At 64.7% G+C, this 16,629-nt stretch carries 23 protein-coding genes; 20 read left to right on the top strand and 3 right to left on the bottom strand.

The window, feature by feature from the left end; translation table 11 throughout:
• Positions 1–7 precede the first annotated feature (7 nt).
• On the bottom strand, positions 8–1,051 hold the full coding sequence (gene queA, locus QFZ47_RS11375; protein ID WP_307655724.1) for a tRNA preQ1(34) S-adenosylmethionine ribosyltransferase-isomerase QueA: 1,044 nt from the start codon (positions 1,049–1,051) through the stop codon (positions 8–10).
• An 82-nt stretch (positions 1,052–1,133) separates the two neighbouring features.
• On the opposite strand from queA, the gene recG reads away from it, so the two are divergent.
• The 4 genes from recG to ubiA all read left to right on the top strand — a co-directional run bounded on the left by recG (position 1,134) and on the right by ubiA (position 5,962).
• Positions 1,134–3,263 carry an ATP-dependent DNA helicase RecG gene (gene recG / locus QFZ47_RS11370; protein ID WP_307655723.1) on the top strand — a complete coding sequence of 710 codons (2,130 nt, stop codon included), beginning with the start codon at positions 1,134–1,136 and terminating at the stop codon, positions 3,261–3,263.
• Positions 3,264–3,365: 102 nt separating this feature from the next.
• Entirely contained in the window at positions 3,366–4,331 is a 966-nt protein-coding gene (locus QFZ47_RS11365; RefSeq protein ID WP_307655722.1) for a LysR substrate-binding domain-containing protein, read from the top strand.
• A 135-nt stretch (positions 4,332–4,466) separates the two neighbouring features.
• Positions 4,467–5,042, top strand: a complete 576-nt coding sequence (locus QFZ47_RS11360) for a Dps family protein (RefSeq protein ID WP_307655721.1) — start codon at positions 4,467–4,469, stop codon at positions 5,040–5,042.
• A 59-nt stretch (positions 5,043–5,101) separates the two neighbouring features.
• Positions 5,102–5,962 (top strand): 4-hydroxybenzoate octaprenyltransferase, encoded by an 861-nt coding sequence (gene ubiA, locus QFZ47_RS11355; RefSeq protein ID WP_307655720.1) that lies wholly within the window; start codon positions 5,102–5,104, stop codon positions 5,960–5,962.
• A 21-nt stretch (positions 5,963–5,983) separates the two neighbouring features.
• On the opposite strand, the gene proC is transcribed toward ubiA, so the two are convergent.
• The gene (gene proC, locus QFZ47_RS11350; protein WP_307655719.1) at positions 5,984–6,841 is read right to left on the bottom strand and encodes a pyrroline-5-carboxylate reductase; all 858 of its coding nucleotides are present in this window, start codon (positions 6,839–6,841) and stop codon (positions 5,984–5,986) included.
• Entirely contained in the window at positions 6,838–7,983 is a 1,146-nt protein-coding gene (locus tag QFZ47_RS11345; protein ID WP_307655718.1) for an esterase-like activity of phytase family protein, read from the bottom strand. Before QFZ47_RS11345 ends, proC begins: the two co-directional genes overlap by 4 nt.
• A gap of 261 nt (positions 7,984–8,244) precedes the next feature.
• On the opposite strand from QFZ47_RS11345, the gene rplN reads away from it, so the two are divergent.
• The 16 genes from rplN (at position 8,245) to QFZ47_RS11265 (ending at position 16,574) form a co-directional block, all read left to right on the top strand.
• Entirely contained in the window at positions 8,245–8,613 is a 369-nt protein-coding gene (gene rplN / locus QFZ47_RS11340; RefSeq protein WP_009124801.1) for a 50S ribosomal protein L14, read from the top strand.
• Positions 8,614–8,626: 13 nt separating this feature from the next.
• Positions 8,627–8,959 carry a 50S ribosomal protein L24 gene (gene rplX, locus QFZ47_RS11335; RefSeq protein ID WP_015867799.1) on the top strand — a complete coding sequence of 111 codons (333 nt, stop codon included), beginning with the start codon at positions 8,627–8,629 and terminating at the stop codon, positions 8,957–8,959.
• 11 nt (positions 8,960–8,970) lie between these two features.
• Positions 8,971–9,510, top strand: coding sequence for a 50S ribosomal protein L5 (rplE, locus tag QFZ47_RS11330; protein ID WP_307655717.1), 540 nt, complete (start codon positions 8,971–8,973; stop codon positions 9,508–9,510).
• An 8-nt stretch (positions 9,511–9,518) separates the two neighbouring features.
• Positions 9,519–9,824, top strand: coding sequence for a 30S ribosomal protein S14 (rpsN, locus tag QFZ47_RS11325; protein ID WP_257864010.1), 306 nt, complete (start codon positions 9,519–9,521; stop codon positions 9,822–9,824).
• A gap of 20 nt (positions 9,825–9,844) precedes the next feature.
• Positions 9,845–10,240, top strand: coding sequence for a 30S ribosomal protein S8 (rpsH, locus tag QFZ47_RS11320; protein ID WP_307655716.1), 396 nt, complete (start codon positions 9,845–9,847; stop codon positions 10,238–10,240).
• Between the two features lie 24 nt (positions 10,241–10,264).
• Positions 10,265–10,798, top strand: coding sequence for a 50S ribosomal protein L6 (gene rplF, locus QFZ47_RS11315; RefSeq protein WP_307655715.1), 534 nt, complete (start codon positions 10,265–10,267; stop codon positions 10,796–10,798).
• A gap of 14 nt (positions 10,799–10,812) precedes the next feature.
• The gene (gene rplR, locus QFZ47_RS11310; RefSeq protein ID WP_021012927.1) at positions 10,813–11,178 is read left to right on the top strand and encodes a 50S ribosomal protein L18; all 366 of its coding nucleotides are present in this window, start codon (positions 10,813–10,815) and stop codon (positions 11,176–11,178) included.
• A gap of 18 nt (positions 11,179–11,196) precedes the next feature.
• Positions 11,197–11,715: a 30S ribosomal protein S5 gene (gene rpsE, locus QFZ47_RS11305; RefSeq protein ID WP_015867795.1), complete on the top strand. Its 519-nt coding sequence runs from the start codon at positions 11,197–11,199 to the stop codon at positions 11,713–11,715.
• Between the two features lie 26 nt (positions 11,716–11,741).
• Positions 11,742–11,927 (top strand): 50S ribosomal protein L30, encoded by a 186-nt coding sequence (gene rpmD, locus QFZ47_RS11300; protein ID WP_009124818.1) that lies wholly within the window; start codon positions 11,742–11,744, stop codon positions 11,925–11,927.
• 11 nt (positions 11,928–11,938) lie between these two features.
• Positions 11,939–12,370, top strand: a complete 432-nt coding sequence (rplO, locus tag QFZ47_RS11295) for a 50S ribosomal protein L15 (protein ID WP_215248444.1) — start codon at positions 11,939–11,941, stop codon at positions 12,368–12,370.
• 26 nt (positions 12,371–12,396) lie between these two features.
• Positions 12,397–13,710: a preprotein translocase subunit SecY gene (gene secY, locus QFZ47_RS11290; protein ID WP_047785868.1), complete on the top strand. Its 1,314-nt coding sequence runs from the start codon at positions 12,397–12,399 to the stop codon at positions 13,708–13,710.
• A gap of 73 nt (positions 13,711–13,783) precedes the next feature.
• Complete coding sequence (rpmJ, locus tag QFZ47_RS11285) at positions 13,784–13,897, top strand: 50S ribosomal protein L36 (RefSeq protein ID WP_013544106.1); 114 nt, start codon at positions 13,784–13,786, stop codon at positions 13,895–13,897.
• A 23-nt stretch (positions 13,898–13,920) separates the two neighbouring features.
• Positions 13,921–14,286 (top strand): 30S ribosomal protein S13, encoded by a 366-nt coding sequence (gene rpsM / locus QFZ47_RS11280; RefSeq protein ID WP_013544105.1) that lies wholly within the window; start codon positions 13,921–13,923, stop codon positions 14,284–14,286.
• Between the two features lie 12 nt (positions 14,287–14,298).
• Complete coding sequence (gene rpsK, locus QFZ47_RS11275) at positions 14,299–14,703, top strand: 30S ribosomal protein S11 (protein WP_009124825.1); 405 nt, start codon at positions 14,299–14,301, stop codon at positions 14,701–14,703.
• A 130-nt stretch (positions 14,704–14,833) separates the two neighbouring features.
• A complete protein-coding gene (gene rpsD / locus QFZ47_RS11270) occupies positions 14,834–15,457 on the top strand; it encodes a 30S ribosomal protein S4 (protein WP_307655714.1) in 624 nt (207 codons plus the stop codon).
• 127 nt (positions 15,458–15,584) lie between these two features.
• A complete protein-coding gene (locus QFZ47_RS11265) occupies positions 15,585–16,574 on the top strand; it encodes a DNA-directed RNA polymerase subunit alpha (protein ID WP_009124827.1) in 990 nt (329 codons plus the stop codon).
• The last annotated feature ends 55 nt before the right edge of the window (positions 16,575–16,629 follow it).

Below are 16,629 nucleotides of genomic sequence, written 5' to 3'. Positions count from 1 at the left end.
GTCGTCGTCAGTCTTTTTGTCGTGCGAGCAGCATGGCGTCGCCATAGCTGAAGAAGCGGTAGCCGCTGGCGATCGCGTGGGCATAGAGGCCCATCACGCGTTCGTAGCCCGCGAAGGCCGAGACCAGCATCATCAGCGTGCTCTTGGGCAAATGGAAGTTGGTCACCAGCAGGTCGACGTGCTCGAACGCGAAGCCCGGCGTGATGAAGATGCGCGTGTCGCCGGCGGCCTCGCCGCTTTTGGCCCACGATTCGAGCGTGCGCACGGTGGTCGTGCCCACCGCGACGACGCGGCCGCCGCGCGCCCTGCATTCGGCGATGGCGCGTTGCGTGGCCTCGGGCACTTCGTAGCGCTCGGCGTGCATCGTGTGCTCGGCGATGTTCTCGGTCTTCACGGGCTGGAAGGTGCCCGCGCCCACATGCAGCGTGACGTTGGCGCGCTGCACGCCCCGGGCTTCGAGCTCGGCCAGCAAGGTTCCGTCGAAATGCAGCGCGGCGGTCGGCGCAGCCACCGCGCCGGGCACGCGCGCGAACACGGTCTGGTAGCGGCTTTCGTCGTCGGCCGAATCGGTGTGCGTGATGTAGGGTGGCAGCGGCACATGGCCGCAGTGGGCCATCAGTGCGTAAGGATCTTCGCCCGCGTCGCTCTCGAAGCCGAAGCGGAACAGCGCGCCCTGCTCATCGGGCCAGCGGCCGAGAAGCGTCGCGCGAAAGCCGCCCACCATCTGCAGCGTGGTGCCCACGGGCGGCTTCTTGCTGACCTTCATGTGCGCCACCACTTCATGTCCCTGCAGCACGCGCTCGACCAGCAGTTCGAGCTTGCCGCCGGTCGGCTTCTCGCCGAACAGGCGCGCCTTGACCACGCGCGTGTCGTTGAAGACCAGCAGGTCGCCCGCGCGCAGCAGCGAGGGCAGGTGCTTGAAGATGCGGTCGGCCGGGGCGCTGCCGGTGCCGTCGAGCAGGCGGGAGGAGGTGCGTTCGGGGGCCGGGTGTTGCGCCACCAGCTCGGGTGGCAAGTCGAAATCGAAGTCGGAAAGCGTGAAGGCGCGCATGGTGCTTGAGGGCCGGACGGGCCCGTGCCAAGGAGGCGTGGAAGATAAGTAGAACGTGGCCGGAGCCGGGCAGAATTGTCCCATGCCCGCTTCCGCGAAGTCCGTGCCCACCGAAAAGACCCCGAGCCTGCCCGCCGCCGCCCCGGCCGCGCCCGGCGCGGGCCTGAGCGCCGTGCAGCGCGCGCTGCGCAAGCTCGGCCTCGTGCGCGACATCGACTTTGCACTCTATCTGCCGATGCGCTACGAGGACGAGACGCGCATCGTGCGGCTGGCCGACACGCGCGACGGCGACATGGCGCAGGTCGAGGGCGTGGTGACCGAATGCGAGGTGGTGTACCGCCCGCGCCGGCAGCTGATTGCCACCATCGACGATGGCAGCGACACCTGCCAGCTGCGCTTCTTCAATTTCTATCCCTCGCAGCAGAAGCAGCTGGCCGTCGGCGCGCGCGTGCGTGTGCGCGGCGAGATGCGCGGCGGCTTCGTCGGGCGGCAGATGATGCATCCCACCGTCAAGGCGGCCGGCACGGCATTGCCGCAGGCGCTGACGCCGGTCTACTCGACCATTGCCGGGCTGCCGCAGCCGGTGCTGCGACGCGAGGTGCGCTCGGGCCTGGCGCGCGCGGTGCTCGACGAGACGATTCCCGTGCAGATCGGATGGCGCGGCGCCTGGGACCTGCGCAGTTCGCTCACTTTCCTGCACTACCCGACGCCCGACGTGGCCATGGCCACGCTCGAAGACCACAGCCATCCGGCGTGGCAGCGCATCAAGGCGGAGGAGCTGCTGGCGCAACAGCTCTCGCAGTTGCAGGCGCGGCTGGAGCGCGCGGCGCAGCGTGCGCCGATGCTGCCTTCCCCGGCCGAGCCAGAGGCGAGTTCGCTGCATGCGCAGCTGCTCGCGGTGCTGCCCTTTGGTCTGACCGGCGCGCAGCAGCGCGTGGGCGAGGAAATCACCTGCGATCTGCGCCGCGAGATCCCGATGCACCGGCTGCTGCAAGGCGACGTGGGCTCGGGCAAGACCGTGGTGGCGGCGCTCGCGGCGGCGCGCTGCATCGACGCGGGCTTTCAGTGCGCGCTGATGGCGCCGACCGAAATCCTTGCGGCCCAGCACTTCGGCAAGCTGGTCGGCTGGCTCGATCCGCTGCTGGCCGAACGCGGCCTGCGCGTGGCCTGGCTTACCGGCAGCCAGAAGAAGAAGGAGCGCGACGCGATGTCGGCCGCGGTCGAGAGCGGCGAGGCGGCCCTGGTCATCGGCACCCATGCCGTCATTTCGGAGAAAGTGCGCTTCAGGAATCTCGCGCTGGCGATCATCGACGAGCAGCACCGCTTCGGTGTGGCGCAGCGCCTGGCCTTGCGCGGCAAGGCTGTGGGGCATCTCGAACCGCACCTGCTGATGATGAGCGCCACCCCCATTCCGCGCACGCTGGCGATGAGCTACTACGCCGACCTCGACGTCTCCACGCTCGACGAGCTGCCGCCAGGCCGCACGCCCATCGTCACCAGGCTGGTGGCCGACCACCGGCGCGATGAGGTGATTGCGCGCATCCAGGCGCAGCTCGAACAAGGCCGGCAGGTCTACTGGGTCTGTCCGCTGATCGAGGAAAGCGAGGCGGTCGACCTGCGCAACGCCACCGAGACGCGCGACGAGCTGGCCGATGCGCTCGGCGCGGCCGTCAACGTCGGGCTGCTGCATTCGCGCATGCCCACGGCCGAGAAGCAGGCGGTGATGGCCGCCTTCACGGCCAACGAGATCCAGGTGCTGGTGAGCACCACGGTCATCGAGGTGGGCGTGGACGTGCCGAATGCCTCGCTGATGGTGATCGAGCATGCCGAACGCTTCGGGCTCTCGCAGCTGCACCAGCTGCGCGGCCGCGTGGGGCGCGGCGCCGCGGCCTCGGCCTGCGTGCTGCTCTACGCGCCCGGAGACAGCGGCCGCGTGGGCGAGGCCGCGCGGGCGCGGCTCAAGGCCATGGCCGAGACCAGCGACGGCTTCGAGATTGCGCGGCGCGACCTCGAGATCCGCGGCCCGGGCGAATTCCTGGGTGCGCGCCAGTCGGGCGCGCCGCTGCTGCGTTTTGCCGATCTCAGCACCGACACGATGCTGCTCGACTGGGCGCGCGAACTGGCACCGCTCATGCTCGACAAGCATCCGGACCTGGCCCAGCGCCATATCGACCGCTGGCTCGGCACCAAGGCCGAATACCTGAAGGCCTAGGCCTGTTCGCTGCGCCGGCGGCAGCCGATGCGGTCCCTTCGGCCTAAAGGCAACCCCATGCAGCGCTTGGTCAGGAACGCTTGCGCATAATTGACGCAAGCTATGACTCTCACCGAACTCAAATACATCGTCGCAGTAGCCCGCGAACGGCACTTCGGCAAGGCGGCCGAGGCCTGCTACGTTTCCCAACCCACTCTCTCGGTGGCCATCAAGAAGCTCGAGGACGAACTCGAGGTCAAGCTCTTCGAGCGCAGCGCGGGCGAAGTCACCGTCACGCCGCTCGGCGAGCAGATCGTGCAGCAGGCGCAGAGCGTGCTCGACCAGGCCGCCAGCATCAAGGAAATCGCCAAGCGCGGGAAAGACCCGCTGGCCGGCGCGCTGAACCTTGGCGTGATCTACACCATCGGCCCCTACCTGCTGCCCGACCTCGTGCGCCAGGTGATTGCACGCACGCCGCAGATGCCGCTGGTGCTGCAGGAGAACTTCACCGCCAAGCTGCTCGAGATGCTGCGTGCCGGCGAGATCGACTGCGCGATCATGGCCGAGCCCTTTCCCGACACCGGCCTGGCGATGGCGCCGCTCTACGACGAGCCTTTCATGGCGGCGCTGCCCACCAAGCACAAGCTGGCCGACCGCGAATCGGTCACTTCGGAAGAGCTGCAGAACGAAACCATGCTGCTGCTCGGCACCGGCCATTGCTTTCGCGACCACGTGCTCGAGGTGTGCCCCGAGTTCGCGCGCTTCTCGAGCAATGCCGAGGGCATCCGCAAGAGCTTCGAGGGCTCGTCGCTCGAGACCATCAAGCACATGGTGGCCTCGGGCATGGGCGTGACGCTGGTGCCGCGCCTGTCGGTGCCGGCCGAAGCGCTCAAGCCCAAGGTCAAGGGACGCAAGGAGCCCGAGCAGATGGTGCGCTACCTGCCGGTGCGCGACGCGCAGGACCGTGATCCGCCGACGCGGCGCGTGGTGCTGGCCTGGCGCCGCACCTTCACGCGCTACGAGGCGATCGCGGCCTTGCGCAACGCGATCTATGCGTGCGAGCTGCCGGGCGTCAAACGGCTGTCGTAGAAATACGAGAACCTGGCCTGCGCGGCGGCCGTTCGGATTCATTCATCACCGGGATAGCGTGACGCTGTTGCGAAGCCGCGGGTCGGCTTTCAGAATAAGAGTGTCCTGCACAACCTGAAGAAAGAGTTTCCAGACATGGCCAAAGCATCGAAGAAAACATCGCCGTCCGCTTCGCCCGGCAAGGTGCCCAAGAAGGGCGGCGCCGTGGTGGCGCAGGAGTCCGGCAGCCGCAATGCGCCCATCATCAACATCGGCATCGAGCGCCAGGACCGCGCCGCCATTGCCGAGGGCCTGAGCCGCGTGCTGGCCGACACCTACACGCTCTACCTCACGACCCACAACTTCCACTGGAACGTGACGGGGCCGCACTTCAACTCGCTGCATGCGATGTTCATGGGCCAGTACACCGAACTCTGGGGCGCCACCGACGTGCTCGCGGAACGCATTCGCGCGCTGGGCCACTACGCGCCGGGCTCCTACGCCGAGTTCAGCAAGATCGCCACCGTGCCCGACGTGCCCCAGACCCCGCCGAAGGCGATGGAGATGGTGCGCATCCTGGTCAAGGGCCACGAAACCGTGTCGCGCATCGCGCGCGAATTCATCCCCGTAGCCGAAGAAGCCGGCGACGACCCGACGGCCGACATGCTGACCGCGCGCTGCACGGTGCACGACCAGACCGCCTGGATGCTGCGTTCGCTGCTCGAAGACTGAGCGCCCGGGCCCCGCGAACCCAGGAGCGGCACAATGGCCGCTCTTTTTTTGCCCGCCGCATGCTCGCTCGCCGTTTTGCGCTCTATCTCGACCTGATCCGCTGGAACCGCCCCGCCGGCTGGCTGCTGCTGCTCTGGCCCGCGCTGGGCGCGCTCTGGTTCGCGGCCGGAGGCTGGCCGGGCTGGCATCTGCTGGCCGTGTTCGTGCTGGGCACCATCCTGATGCGCAGCGCGGGCTGCTGCGTCAACGACGTGGCCGACCGCGACTTCGACCGCCATGTGAAGCGCACCGCGCAGCGGCCGGTGACCAGCGGCGCGGTGTCGGTCAGGGAGGCGCTGGTGCTGGGCGCCGTGCTGGCGCTCCTGGCCTTCGGGCTGGTGCTCACCACCAACCGGCTCACCATCCTGTGGTCGTTCGCGGCGCTGGCCATCACGCTGATCTATCCGTTCGCCAAGCGCTTCGTGTCGGTTCCGCAGGCGGTGCTCGGCATTGCCTTCAGCTTCGGCATTCCGATGGCTTTTGCGGCGGTGCAATCCACGGTTCCGGTGTTTGCCGCCTGGCTGCTGGCCGGCAACCTGTTCTGGGTGCTGGCCTACGACACCGAGTACGCGATGGTCGACCGCGACGACGACCTGAAGATCGGCATGAAGACCTCGGCCATCACCTTCGGCCGCTTCGACGTGGCGGCCGTGATGGCGAGCTACGGCCTGTTCCTGGCCGTCTGGGCGTGGGCGGGCGCGAGCCGGGGCCTGGGCGCCGCATTCTTCGCGGCCATCGGCATCGCCTTGGCGCAGGCCGCCTGGCACTGGCGGCTGATCCGCGATCGCAGCCGCGACGGCTGCTTCAAGGCCTTCCGGCTGAACCACTGGCTGGGCTTCACCGTGTTTGCCGGCGTCGCGGCCGGCTACGCGCTGAAGTAGATCGAGCGCCGGGCGGGCCGCTCAGGCCTTGCCGAATTCGTCGCCCAGTTCGGCGGCGCGCTTCTGCGCCGCGCGAATGGCGGCCTTGAACTGCGCCTTGACGCCGGCACCCTCGAGCGACGTGATCGCCGCATGGGTGGTGCCGCCCTTGGAAGTCACGCGTTCGCGCAGCACCGACGGCGGCTCGGTGGCGCTGTGCGCGAGCGCCGAAGCCCCGGTGAAGGTGCCGATGGCCAGCCGCTGGGCCTGGTCGAGCGGCAGGCCCATCTCGACGCCGGCTTCGGTCATCGCCTCGATGAAATAGAACACATAGGCGGGGCCGGAGCCGGACATGGCAGTCACCGCGTCGAGCGCGGCTTCGTCGTCGACCCAGAGCAACTCGCCGGTCGGCGCCAGCAGTTGCCCGACCAGGGCGCGGTCGGCGGCATCCACCGCGGCGCGCGCATAGAGGCCGGTCATGCCTTGGCCGACCAGCGCCGGCGTGTTGGGCATGGCGCGCACCACGCGTTCGCTGCCGAGCCAGCGCGCGATGCTGCCCGACGGAATGCCCGCTGCCACGCTCAGGTGCAGTGCGTTGGCTGCGAACGCGCGCACCGGTCGGGCCGCGTCCGCGAAAGCCTGCGGCTTGACTGCCCACACCACCACGGCGCAGCGCGAAAGGGCGTCGCCGGCCTCGGCATGGGCCGCAATGCCGAAGGCCTGCGCGAGCTTGGTGCGGGCCTCCTCGAAGGGCTCGACCACCTCGAAGGTGCTGGCGGGCGTGCCCTGCTTGATGAGGCCGCCGATGATGGCGCTGGCCATGTTGCCGCCGCCGATGAAGGCGATCGGAGGCAGCGGCGGCGGTGCGGTGCGGGGCAGGAAGGTGACGGCGATGGTCATGGTCGGTCGGTGTATTCGAATGCTGCGAACTGGGTTGTCTGCAGCGGGTTGAAATTGTCGTCGCTCACCACCACCAGCATGCGCTTGGCGTCCGGCAGCGGCGGTCCCCAGCACATGCCTTCGGTGTTGTCGAGGCGCGAAAGGCCGAGCGAGGCGAGGTCGGCGATCAGGGTCTTCGCCGCGGCGCGGTGGTTGCCCGGGGCGAGCGCGTCCGCCTCCAGCACGTCGGACGCGTCGCGGGTATCGATCTCGTAGAGGCGCAGCGAGTTTCCGGCGCCGGTGGCATAGGCGCGCTCCAGCACCAGCATGCGGTCGGCGTCGAGCATCAGGACCTCGCTGATGCCGTTGTCGGCATGGCTGCCGGGAATCAGCGGCCGCAGCGGGATCGCATCGGGAACATAGGCAATCTGGCGGGTGGCGCGGCCGGTCTCCAGATCGACCCGGGTCAGCCGGCACGGGCCGCCCGGCGCACGCGTGGTGGGCACCGGGCCGTCCTGGATCAGCGCGTTTTCCATCGCGAGCCAGGCGTGGCGGCCGTCGGGCGTCAGCGCCAGGCCCTCGAAGCCCAGGTTGTCGCGCGGGCCGCGGCGCTGCGCCGAATCGGGGTTGAACATGGCCGGCAGCGCGAACTCGCGCAGCAGGCGGCCGTCGCGCGCCGACTCGTACAAGGCCGGGCCGAATCCCCGCCCCACGTCGCCTTCGCTGGTCCAGAGCAGGGTTCCGGCGCCTGGGCGCAGGCGCAGCGATTCGGGGTCCGGAACCGGAGTGCCGGCCTCGGCGCGGCGCCGTGCGGGCCACGGGCCGCCTCCGGGACGTTGCAGCTGCACGACATTCTTCGGTTCAGGCGGTTGCATCCAGGGGGCGGCCCATTGGGCCACATAGAAACGGGCGGGATTCAGGTCCGATCGGTCATCGCTGAGCAGCAGGTACTCACTTCTTTCTGCATCGTAGTCGATGCCGGAAAGGCCGCCAGCCGTGGTGCCCTGTATATTCAGCCGGTGCGGCCAGTGCGCCTCGGCAAGGCGGCGCAGCCGTCCCGGCGACACCGGTGGAATGGCCGGGCTGCTGCTGCAGCCACCCAATCCCCCTCCTCCAAGGCCCGCCGCAATGGCGGCCGTGCCGGCGAGCAGCCGGCGGCGCATGGGCGATTCGGGAGCGGATCGAGGGTCTGAAACAAGGGTGCGCACGCCGCCAAGTCTAGTTCCAGTACATTTCGTTCTCAGAAGGCAGTTGACACGCCTTTGCCTGCGTGCCACAATCGCAGGCTTCGCTTCAAAAAAGGCGAAGCTTTCAGCCCAAAGCGGAAGTGCCTCGAGTGGTTCGAGGTGCGGACGACGGGCCCAAGACTGACCGCAGCGTTTCCCTCCCGGAGGCGCATCGGTACAAGTTGGGAACTACTAGCAATGATCCAAACTGAATCCCGGCTCGAAGTGGCCGACAACACGGGCGCGAAATCCGTCCTGTGTATCAAGGTGCTCGGTGGCTCCAAGCGGCGTTATGCCAGCGTGGGCGACGTCATCAAGGTGAGCATCAAGGAAGCCGCTCCGCGTGGTCGCGTCAAGAAGGGCGAGATCTACAGCGCAGTGGTGGTTCGCACCGCCAAGGGCATCCGTCGCGCCGACGGTTCGCTCGTCAAATTCGATGGCAACGCAGCCGTGTTGCTCAACGCCAAGCTGGAGCCGATCGGCACCCGCATCTTCGGACCGGTGACGCGCGAGCTGCGCACCGAAAAGTTCATGAAGATCGTGTCGCTGGCCCCCGAAGTTCTCTAAGGACAACAACGCCATGAACAAGATTCGCAAAGGCGACCAGGTCATCGTGTTGGCCGGGCGCGACAAAGGCAAGCGCGGCACCGTCTCGCTGCGCAAGGACGATTCGCACCTCGTCGTCGAGGGCGTGAACATCGTCAAGAAGCACGCCAAGCCGAACCCCCTCAAGGGTACGACCGGCGGCATCGTCGAAAAGACCATGCCCATCCACCAATCCAACGTGGCGATCTTCAATGCCGCGACCGGCAAGGCCGATCGCGTGGGCATCAAGATCACCCAGGGTGCTGACGGCAAGCGCGTGGCTGTTCGCGTCTTCAAGTCCAGCGGCGACGAAATCAAGTTCGCCTAAGAGGTACTCACATGGCACGTCTCCAACAACACTATCGCGAAAAGATCGCGAAAGACCTGACGGAAAAGTTCGGCTACAAGTCGCCGATGCAGGTCCCCCGCCTCACCAAGATCACGCTCAACATGGGCGTGGGCGAAGCTGTCGCCGACAAGAAGGTCCTGGACAACGCAGTTGCCGACCTGACCAAGATCGCCGGCCAGAAGCCCGTGGTCACCAAGTCGAAGAAGGCCATCGCCGGTTTCAAGATCCGCGAAAACCAGCCCATCGGCTGCATGGTCACGCTGCGTGGCGTGCAGATGTATGAGTTCCTGGACCGTTTCGTGACCATCGCGCTGCCGCGTGTTCGCGACTTCCGCGGCATCTCCGGCCGTGCGTTCGACGGCCGTGGCAACTACAACATCGGCGTCAAGGAACAGATCATTTTCCCCGAGATCGAATACGACAAGGTCGATGCCCTGCGCGGTCTCAATATCAGCATCACGACGACGGCCAAGTCCGACGAAGAAGCCAAGGCGCTTCTCGCTGGTTTCCGTTTCCCGTTCAAGAACTGAGGCGAACCGTGGCTAAACAATCTTTGATCCAACGCGAACTCAAGCGCGACAAGCTGGTTGCCAAGTTCGCTGCGAAGCACGCGGAACTGAAGGCGGCTTCCAACGACATGAAGAAGAGCGACGAAGAGCGCGCAGCTGCCCGCCTGGGCCTGCAAAAGCTTCCTCGCAACGCGAACCCGACCCGCCAGCGCAATCGTTGCGCGATCACCGGTCGTCCGCGTGGCACCTTCCGTCAATTCGGTCTGGCTCGCGCCAAGATCCGTGAACTGGCTTTCGCTGGCGACATCCCCGGTGTCACCAAGGCCAGCTGGTAAGCCAGGCAGGAGCAAACAACATGAGCATGAGCGATCCCATTGCCGACCTGCTGACGCGTATCCGTAACGCGCAGATGGTGGCGAAGCCCACTGTGTCGATCCCGTCTTCCAAGGTGAAGATCGCGATCTCGCAGGTCCTGAAGGACGAGGGCTATATCGACGGTTTCGAGGTCAAGACCGAAGGCGGCAAGTCCGAACTCGTCATTACCCTGAAGTACTACGCTGGCCGTCCGGTCATCGAGCGCATCGAGCGCGTGAGCCGTCCCGGCCTGCGCGTCTACAAGGCCAGTGCTTCCATTCCGCAAGTCCAGAACGGCCTCGGCGTCGCGATCGTCACGACCCCTCAGGGCGTGATGACCGACCGCAAGGCGCGCGCTACCGGTGTCGGTGGCGAAGTGCTGTGCTACGTCGCCTAACCGAGACATCGAGGAGTAACTGAAATGTCCCGAGTAGGAAAAATGCCGATCACCATCCCCGCAGGCGTGGATGTGTCGATCAAGGAAGACCAGATCAGCGTCAAGGGTACGGGCGGCACGCTCAACCTGGCACGCAATGCACTGGTCAAGGTCGTCAGCAATGACGGCAAGCTGAGTTTCGAGCCCGCCAACGAGTCGCGTGAAGCGAATGCGATGAGCGGCACGATCCGTCAGCTGGTGAACAACATGGTGGTTGGCGTGACCAAGGGCTTCGAGAAGAAGCTCAACCTGGTCGGCGTCGGCTACAAGGCCGCAGCGTCCAACAACAAGTTGAACCTGCAAGTCGGTTATTCGCACCCGGTCAACATCGACATGCCGCAAGGCATCACGGTGGCCACTGCGACCCCGACCGAAATCGTGATCAAGGGTGCTGACCGTCAGCGCGTTGGTCAAATCGCCGCTGAGATCCGCGCTGTTCGTCCGCCTGAGCCTTACAAGGGCAAGGGCATCCGTTATTCGGACGAGAAGATCGTGATCAAAGAGACCAAGAAGAAGTAAGGGGCAGCAAAATGATGTTGACCAAAAAAGCACAGCGTCTTCGCCGCTCGCGCCAAACCCGCATCCGCATCGCGACGCAGGGCGTGGCCCGCCTGACGGTGAACCGCACCAACCTGCACATCTACGCCACCGTCATCTCCGACGACGGCACCAAGGTGATTGCCACCGCATCGACGGCCGAAGCCGAAGTGCGTGCTGCCCTCGGCGGCTCGGGCAAGGGCGGCAATGCCGCCGCTGCCACGGCCATCGGCAAGCGCATCGCTGAAAAGGCGAAGGCTGCCGGCGTCGAGAAGGTTGCCTTCGACCGCGCTGGTTTCGCGTACCACGGCCGCGTCAAGGCGCTGGCCGACGCTGCCCGCGAAGCCGGCCTGCAGTTCTAAACGGACACGAGATTCAAAATGGCAAAGATTCAAGCAAGAACGCAGAACGAAGGCCCTGAAGACGGTTTGCGCGAGAAGATGATTGCGATCAACCGCGTCACCAAGGTGGTGAAGGGTGGTCGTATCCTCGGTTTCGCAGCACTCACCGTCGTGGGCGATGGCGACGGCCGCGTCGGCATGGGCAAGGGCAAGTCCAAGGAAGTGCCCGCTGCAGTGCAAAAGGCGATGGAAGAAGCCCGCCGCAACCTGGCCAAGATCTCGATCAAGAACGGCACGCTGCATCACCGCGTGACGGGCCATTGGGGCGCTGCCTCGGTGGTCATGATCCCGGCCCCGAAGGGTACCGGCATCATCGCCGGCGGCCCGATGCGCGCCGTGTTCGAAGTCATGGGCATCACCGACATCGTGGCCAAGAGCCATGGTTCGTCGAATCCCTACAACATGGTTCGCGCCACGCTCGACGGGTTGAAGAACTCGACGACCGCGTCCGAAGTGGCTGCCAAGCGTGGCCTGACCGTCGAAGAAATCTTCGCCTGAGCGCAAGCAATCGGAAGAGCATTCAAATGACGACGCAACAACAAACCCTCAAGGTGCAATTGGTCAAGAGCCCGATTGGCACCAAGGAATCGCATCGCGCGACCGTGCGTGGCCTCGGCCTGCGCAAGCTCAACAGCGTGAGCGAGCTGCAAGACACCCCGGCGGTGCGCGGCATGATCAACAAGATCAGTTATCTGGTCAAAGTTCTGTAAGAGAGACTGATATGGAACTCAATGGCATCAAGCCGGCGGATGGCGCCAAGCACGCCAAGCGCCGTGTCGGCCGCGGTATCGGCTCCGGTATCGGCAAGACCGCAGGTCGCGGTCACAAGGGTCAGAAGTCGCGCGCAGGCGGTTTCCACAAGGTCGGCTTCGAAGGCGGTCAAATGCCGCTGCAGCGTCGCCTGCCCAAGCGTGGCTTCAAGTCGCACCTGCTGAAGTTCAACGCCGAAGTCACGCTGACTGCACTCGAGCAGCTTGGCCTGGCTGAAGTCGACATCCTGGCGCTCAAGCAAGCCGGCCTCGTGGGCCAGCTCGCCAAGGTCGTCAAGATCATCAAGACCGGTGAACTCACCAAGGCCGTCAAGCTGACGGGCGTGGGTGCAACCGCTGGTGCCAAGGCTGCGATCGAAGCAGCCGGCGGCAGCGTCGCCTGATCACACTGGACTGAAAGAAGTTCTTCGTGGCAACTAACGCGGCAACGATCGCAAAAACAGGCAAGTTCGGCGACCTTCGTCGCCGGCTCGTCTTTTTGCTGCTCGCGCTCGTGGTCTATCGGATCGGCGCGCACATTCCTGTGCCGGGCATCAACCCGGACCAGCTGGCGGCGTTGTTCCAGGGCCAGCAGGGCGGCATCCTGAGCCTGTTCAACATGTTCTCGGGCGGGGCGCTGTCGCGCTTCACCGTGTTCGCGTTGGGGATCATGCCGTACATCTCGGCGTCGATCATCATGCAGTTGATGACCTACGTGATTCCGACCTTCGAGCAATTGAAGAAGGAAGGCGAGGCGGGTCGCCGCAAGATCACGCAGTACACGCGCTATGGCGCGCTCGGCCTGGCCCTGTTCCAGTCGTTCAGCATCGCAGTGGCGCTCGAGTCTTCGGCCGGCCTGGTCATCGCCCCCGGTTTCGGCTTCCGCCTGACCGCCATGGTGAGCCTGACGGCCGGTTCGATGTTCCTGATGTGGCTCGGCGAGCAGATCACCGAACGCGGCCTGGGCAACGGCATCTCGATCCTGATCTTTGCAGGCATCGCGGCCGGACTGCCCAATGCCATCGGCGGGCTTGCTTCGCTGGTGACGACCGGTGCGATGAATCCGATCATTGCGCTCTTCATCATCGCGGTCGTGGTGCTGGTCACCTACTTCGTGGTGTTCGTCGAACGCGGCCAGCGCAAGATCCTCGTGAACTATGCGCGGCGCCAGGTCGGCAACAAGGTCTATGGCGGCCAGTCGTCGCACCTGCCCTTGAAGCTGAACATGGCCGGTGTGATTCCGCCGATCTTCGCCTCGTCGATCATCCTGCTGCCCGCCACGGTGGTCGGCTGGTTCAGCACCGGCGAAGGTGGTTTCGGCTGGATCAAGGACATTGCCGGCGCACTGCGTCCGGGCGAGCCGATCTACGTGCTGCTGTACGCTGCCGCGATCGTTTTCTTCTGCTTCTTCTACACGGCACTCGTGTTCAACAGCAAGGAAACGGCCGACAACCTGAAGAAGAGCGGTGCATTCATTCCGGGCATCCGTCCGGGTGACCAGACCGCTCGCTATATCGACAAGATTCTGGTTCGCCTGACGTTGGCCGGCGCGGTGTACATCACCTTCGTCTGCCTGCTGCCCGAGTTCCTGATCCTGAAGTACAACGTGCCGTTCTACTTCGGTGGTACCTCCCTGCTGATCATCGTGGTCGTCACGATGGACTTCATGGCCCAGGTGCAAAACTACATGATGTCCCAGCAGTACGAATCGCTGCTGAAGAAGGCCAACTTCAAGACATCGTAGGGCTGTGAGTTTCAGTATTGAGAATTTGGTATGGGCGGTGTACCGCCACGTTAAACAGTTTTAGGAGAATGAAATGAGAGTTTCGGCTTCGGTCAAAACCATCTGCCGTAATTGCAAGGTCATCCGCCGTAAAGGTGTGGTGCGTGTGATTTGCACCGACCCGCGCCACAAGCAGCGCCAGGGTTGATTGAAGAGTATTAGAGGACGCACATGGCACGTATTGCTGGCATCAACATTCCGCCGCACAAGCACGCTGAAATCGGCCTGACCGCCATTTTCGGTATCGGACGCACCCGCGCCCGTCAAATCTGCGAAGCGAGCGGCATCGAATATTCGAAGAAGATCAAGGACCTGACCGACGCCGATCTCGAAAAGATCCGCGACCAGATCGCCTTGTTCACCATCGAAGGCGATCTGCGTCGCGAGACGACGATGAACATCAAGCGTTTGATGGACATCGGCTGCTATCGCGGCTTCCGTCACCGTCGCGGCCTGCCGATGCGCGGCCAGCGCACGCGCACCAATGCCCGCACCCGCAAGGGTCCGCGCAAGGCTGCGCAGTCCCTGAAGAAATAAGGATAGACCAGCATGGCTAAAGCACCTGCAAACAACGCCGCACAGCGCGTTCGCAAGAAGGTTCGCAAGAACGTTGCGGACGGTATCGCCCACGTGCATGCCTCGTTCAACAACACCATCATCACGATCACCGATCGCCAGGGCAACGCCCTGTCGTGGGCTTCGTCGGGTGGCCAGGGCTTCAAGGGCTCGCGCAAGTCGACGCCGTTCGCTGCGCAGGTGGCTTCCGAAGTGGCCGGCCGTGCTGCTGTCGAACAAGGCATCAAGAACCTCGACGTCGAGATCAAGGGCCCCGGCCCTGGTCGCGAATCGTCGGTGCGCGCACTGGCTGCGCTCGGCATCCGGATCAATTCCATTGCCGACGTGACGCCCGTTCCGCACAACGGCTGCCGTCCCCAGAAGCGTCGCCGCATCTGATCGTCAGTCCGCAAGGCGCAGCCGGCTTTTGAGCGGCTGCGCATTTGTTTTTTTACTAAGCCCACCGCCATCCGCGTCTTCGCCGATGGCTCCCGCAGGCAACTGCGGCAGATGACACAAAGGAAAAATCGTGGCACGCTACCTCGGCCCCAAGGCCAAACTTTCCCGCCGTGAAGGCACCGACCTGTTCCTGAAGAGCGCCCGCCGCTCCATCCAGGACAAGGCCAAGTTCGATTCCAAGCCCGGCCAGCATGGCCGCACTTCGGGTCAGCGTACCTCCGACTACGGCCTGCAACTGCGCGAAAAGCAGAAGGTCAAGCGCATGTACGGCGTGCTCGAGAAGCAATTCCGCCGCTACTTCGAAGAAGCCGACCGCCGCCGTGGCAACACCGGCGCCAACCTGCTGTTCATCCTCGAATCGCGCCTGGACAACGTGGTCTACCGCATGGGCTTCGGCTCGACGCGCGCCGAAGCACGCCAGCTCGTGTCGCACAAGGCGATCACGGTGAATGGCCAGTCGGTCAACATCCCGTCGTACCTGGTGAAGACCGGCGACGTGATCGCCGTGCGCGACAAGTCGAAGAAGCAGACCCGCATTGCCGAAGCGCTCCAGCTCGCCCAACAAGTCGGTATTCCGGCCTGGGTCGAAGTGAACGCCGACAAGACCGAAGGTACCTTCAAGAAGGTGCCCGATCGCGACGAATTCGCAGCCGACATCAACGAATCGCTGATCGTCGAACTGTATTCGCGCTAAACAGACGAATCACGTGCCGCTTTGCGGCACGTACTTGTATTTTTTGTTCCCGCCGGGAAGCCATCCCGACGGGTGCTTCACCAGCCTTACCGGTGTAACGAGCCGGGGGTATTGAGAGGAAGTCTGCATGCAAACCACCCTGCTGAAACCCAAGACCATCCAGGTCGAGCAACTTGCCGCCAACAAGGCCAAGGTCACGCTCGAGCCTTTCGAGCGCGGCTACGGCCACACGCTCGGCAACGCGCTGCGCCGCGTTCTGCTGTCGTCGATGGTCGGTTATTCGGCCACTGAAGTCACGATCGCCGGCGTTCTGCACGAGTACTCGTCGATCGACGGCGTGCAGGAAGATGTCGTCAACATCCTGCTGAACCTCAAGGGCGTGGTGTTCAAGCTCCACAACCGCGATGAAGTCACGCTGAGCCTGCGCAAGGACGGCGAAGGCCCGGTCCTGGCATCGGACATCCAGACCCCGCACGACGTCGAGATCATCAATCCCGACCACGTGATCGCGCACCTGTCGCAAGGCGGCAAGCTCGACATGCAGATCAAGGTCGAAAAGGGCCGCGGCTATGTGCCCGGCACGATGCGCCGCTACGCCGACGAGCCGACCAAGTCGATCGGCCGCATCGTCCTGGACGCTTCGTTCTCGCCCGTCAAGCGCGTGAGCTACACGGTCGAAAGCGCCCGTGTCGAACAGCGTACCGACCTGGACAAGCTGCTGGTCGAAATCGAAACCAACGGTGCGATCACGGCCGAAGACGCGGTGCGCGCATCGGCTAAAATCCTGGTTGAACAGCTGGCCGTGTTCGCGCAGCTCGAAGGCGGCGAACTGGCTGCATTCGATGCGCCGGCACCGCGCAGCGCACAGCAATTCGATCCGATCCTGCTGCGCCCTGTCGACGAGCTCGAACTCACCGTGCGTTCGGCCAACTGCCTGAAGGCCGAAAACATCTACTACATCGGCGACCTGATCCAGCGCACCGAGAACGAGCTGCTCAAGACCCCGAACCTGGGTCGCAAGTCGCTCAACGAAATCAAGGAAGTGCTTGCCTCGCGCGGCCTGACCTTGGGTATGAAGCTCGAAAGCTGGCCGCCGGCCGGCCTCGACAAGCGTTGATTTTTGTTTTTTTGAATTGAGCCCATGAGGGCTCGTGCCCGGGCAGTACCTGATA

The organism is Variovorax paradoxus (genome assembly GCF_030815975.1).
In the GTDB taxonomy this organism is placed as follows: Bacteria; Pseudomonadota; Gammaproteobacteria; order Burkholderiales; family Burkholderiaceae_C; genus Variovorax; species Variovorax paradoxus_N.
This window is presented reverse-complemented; position numbering and strand designations above follow the sequence as displayed.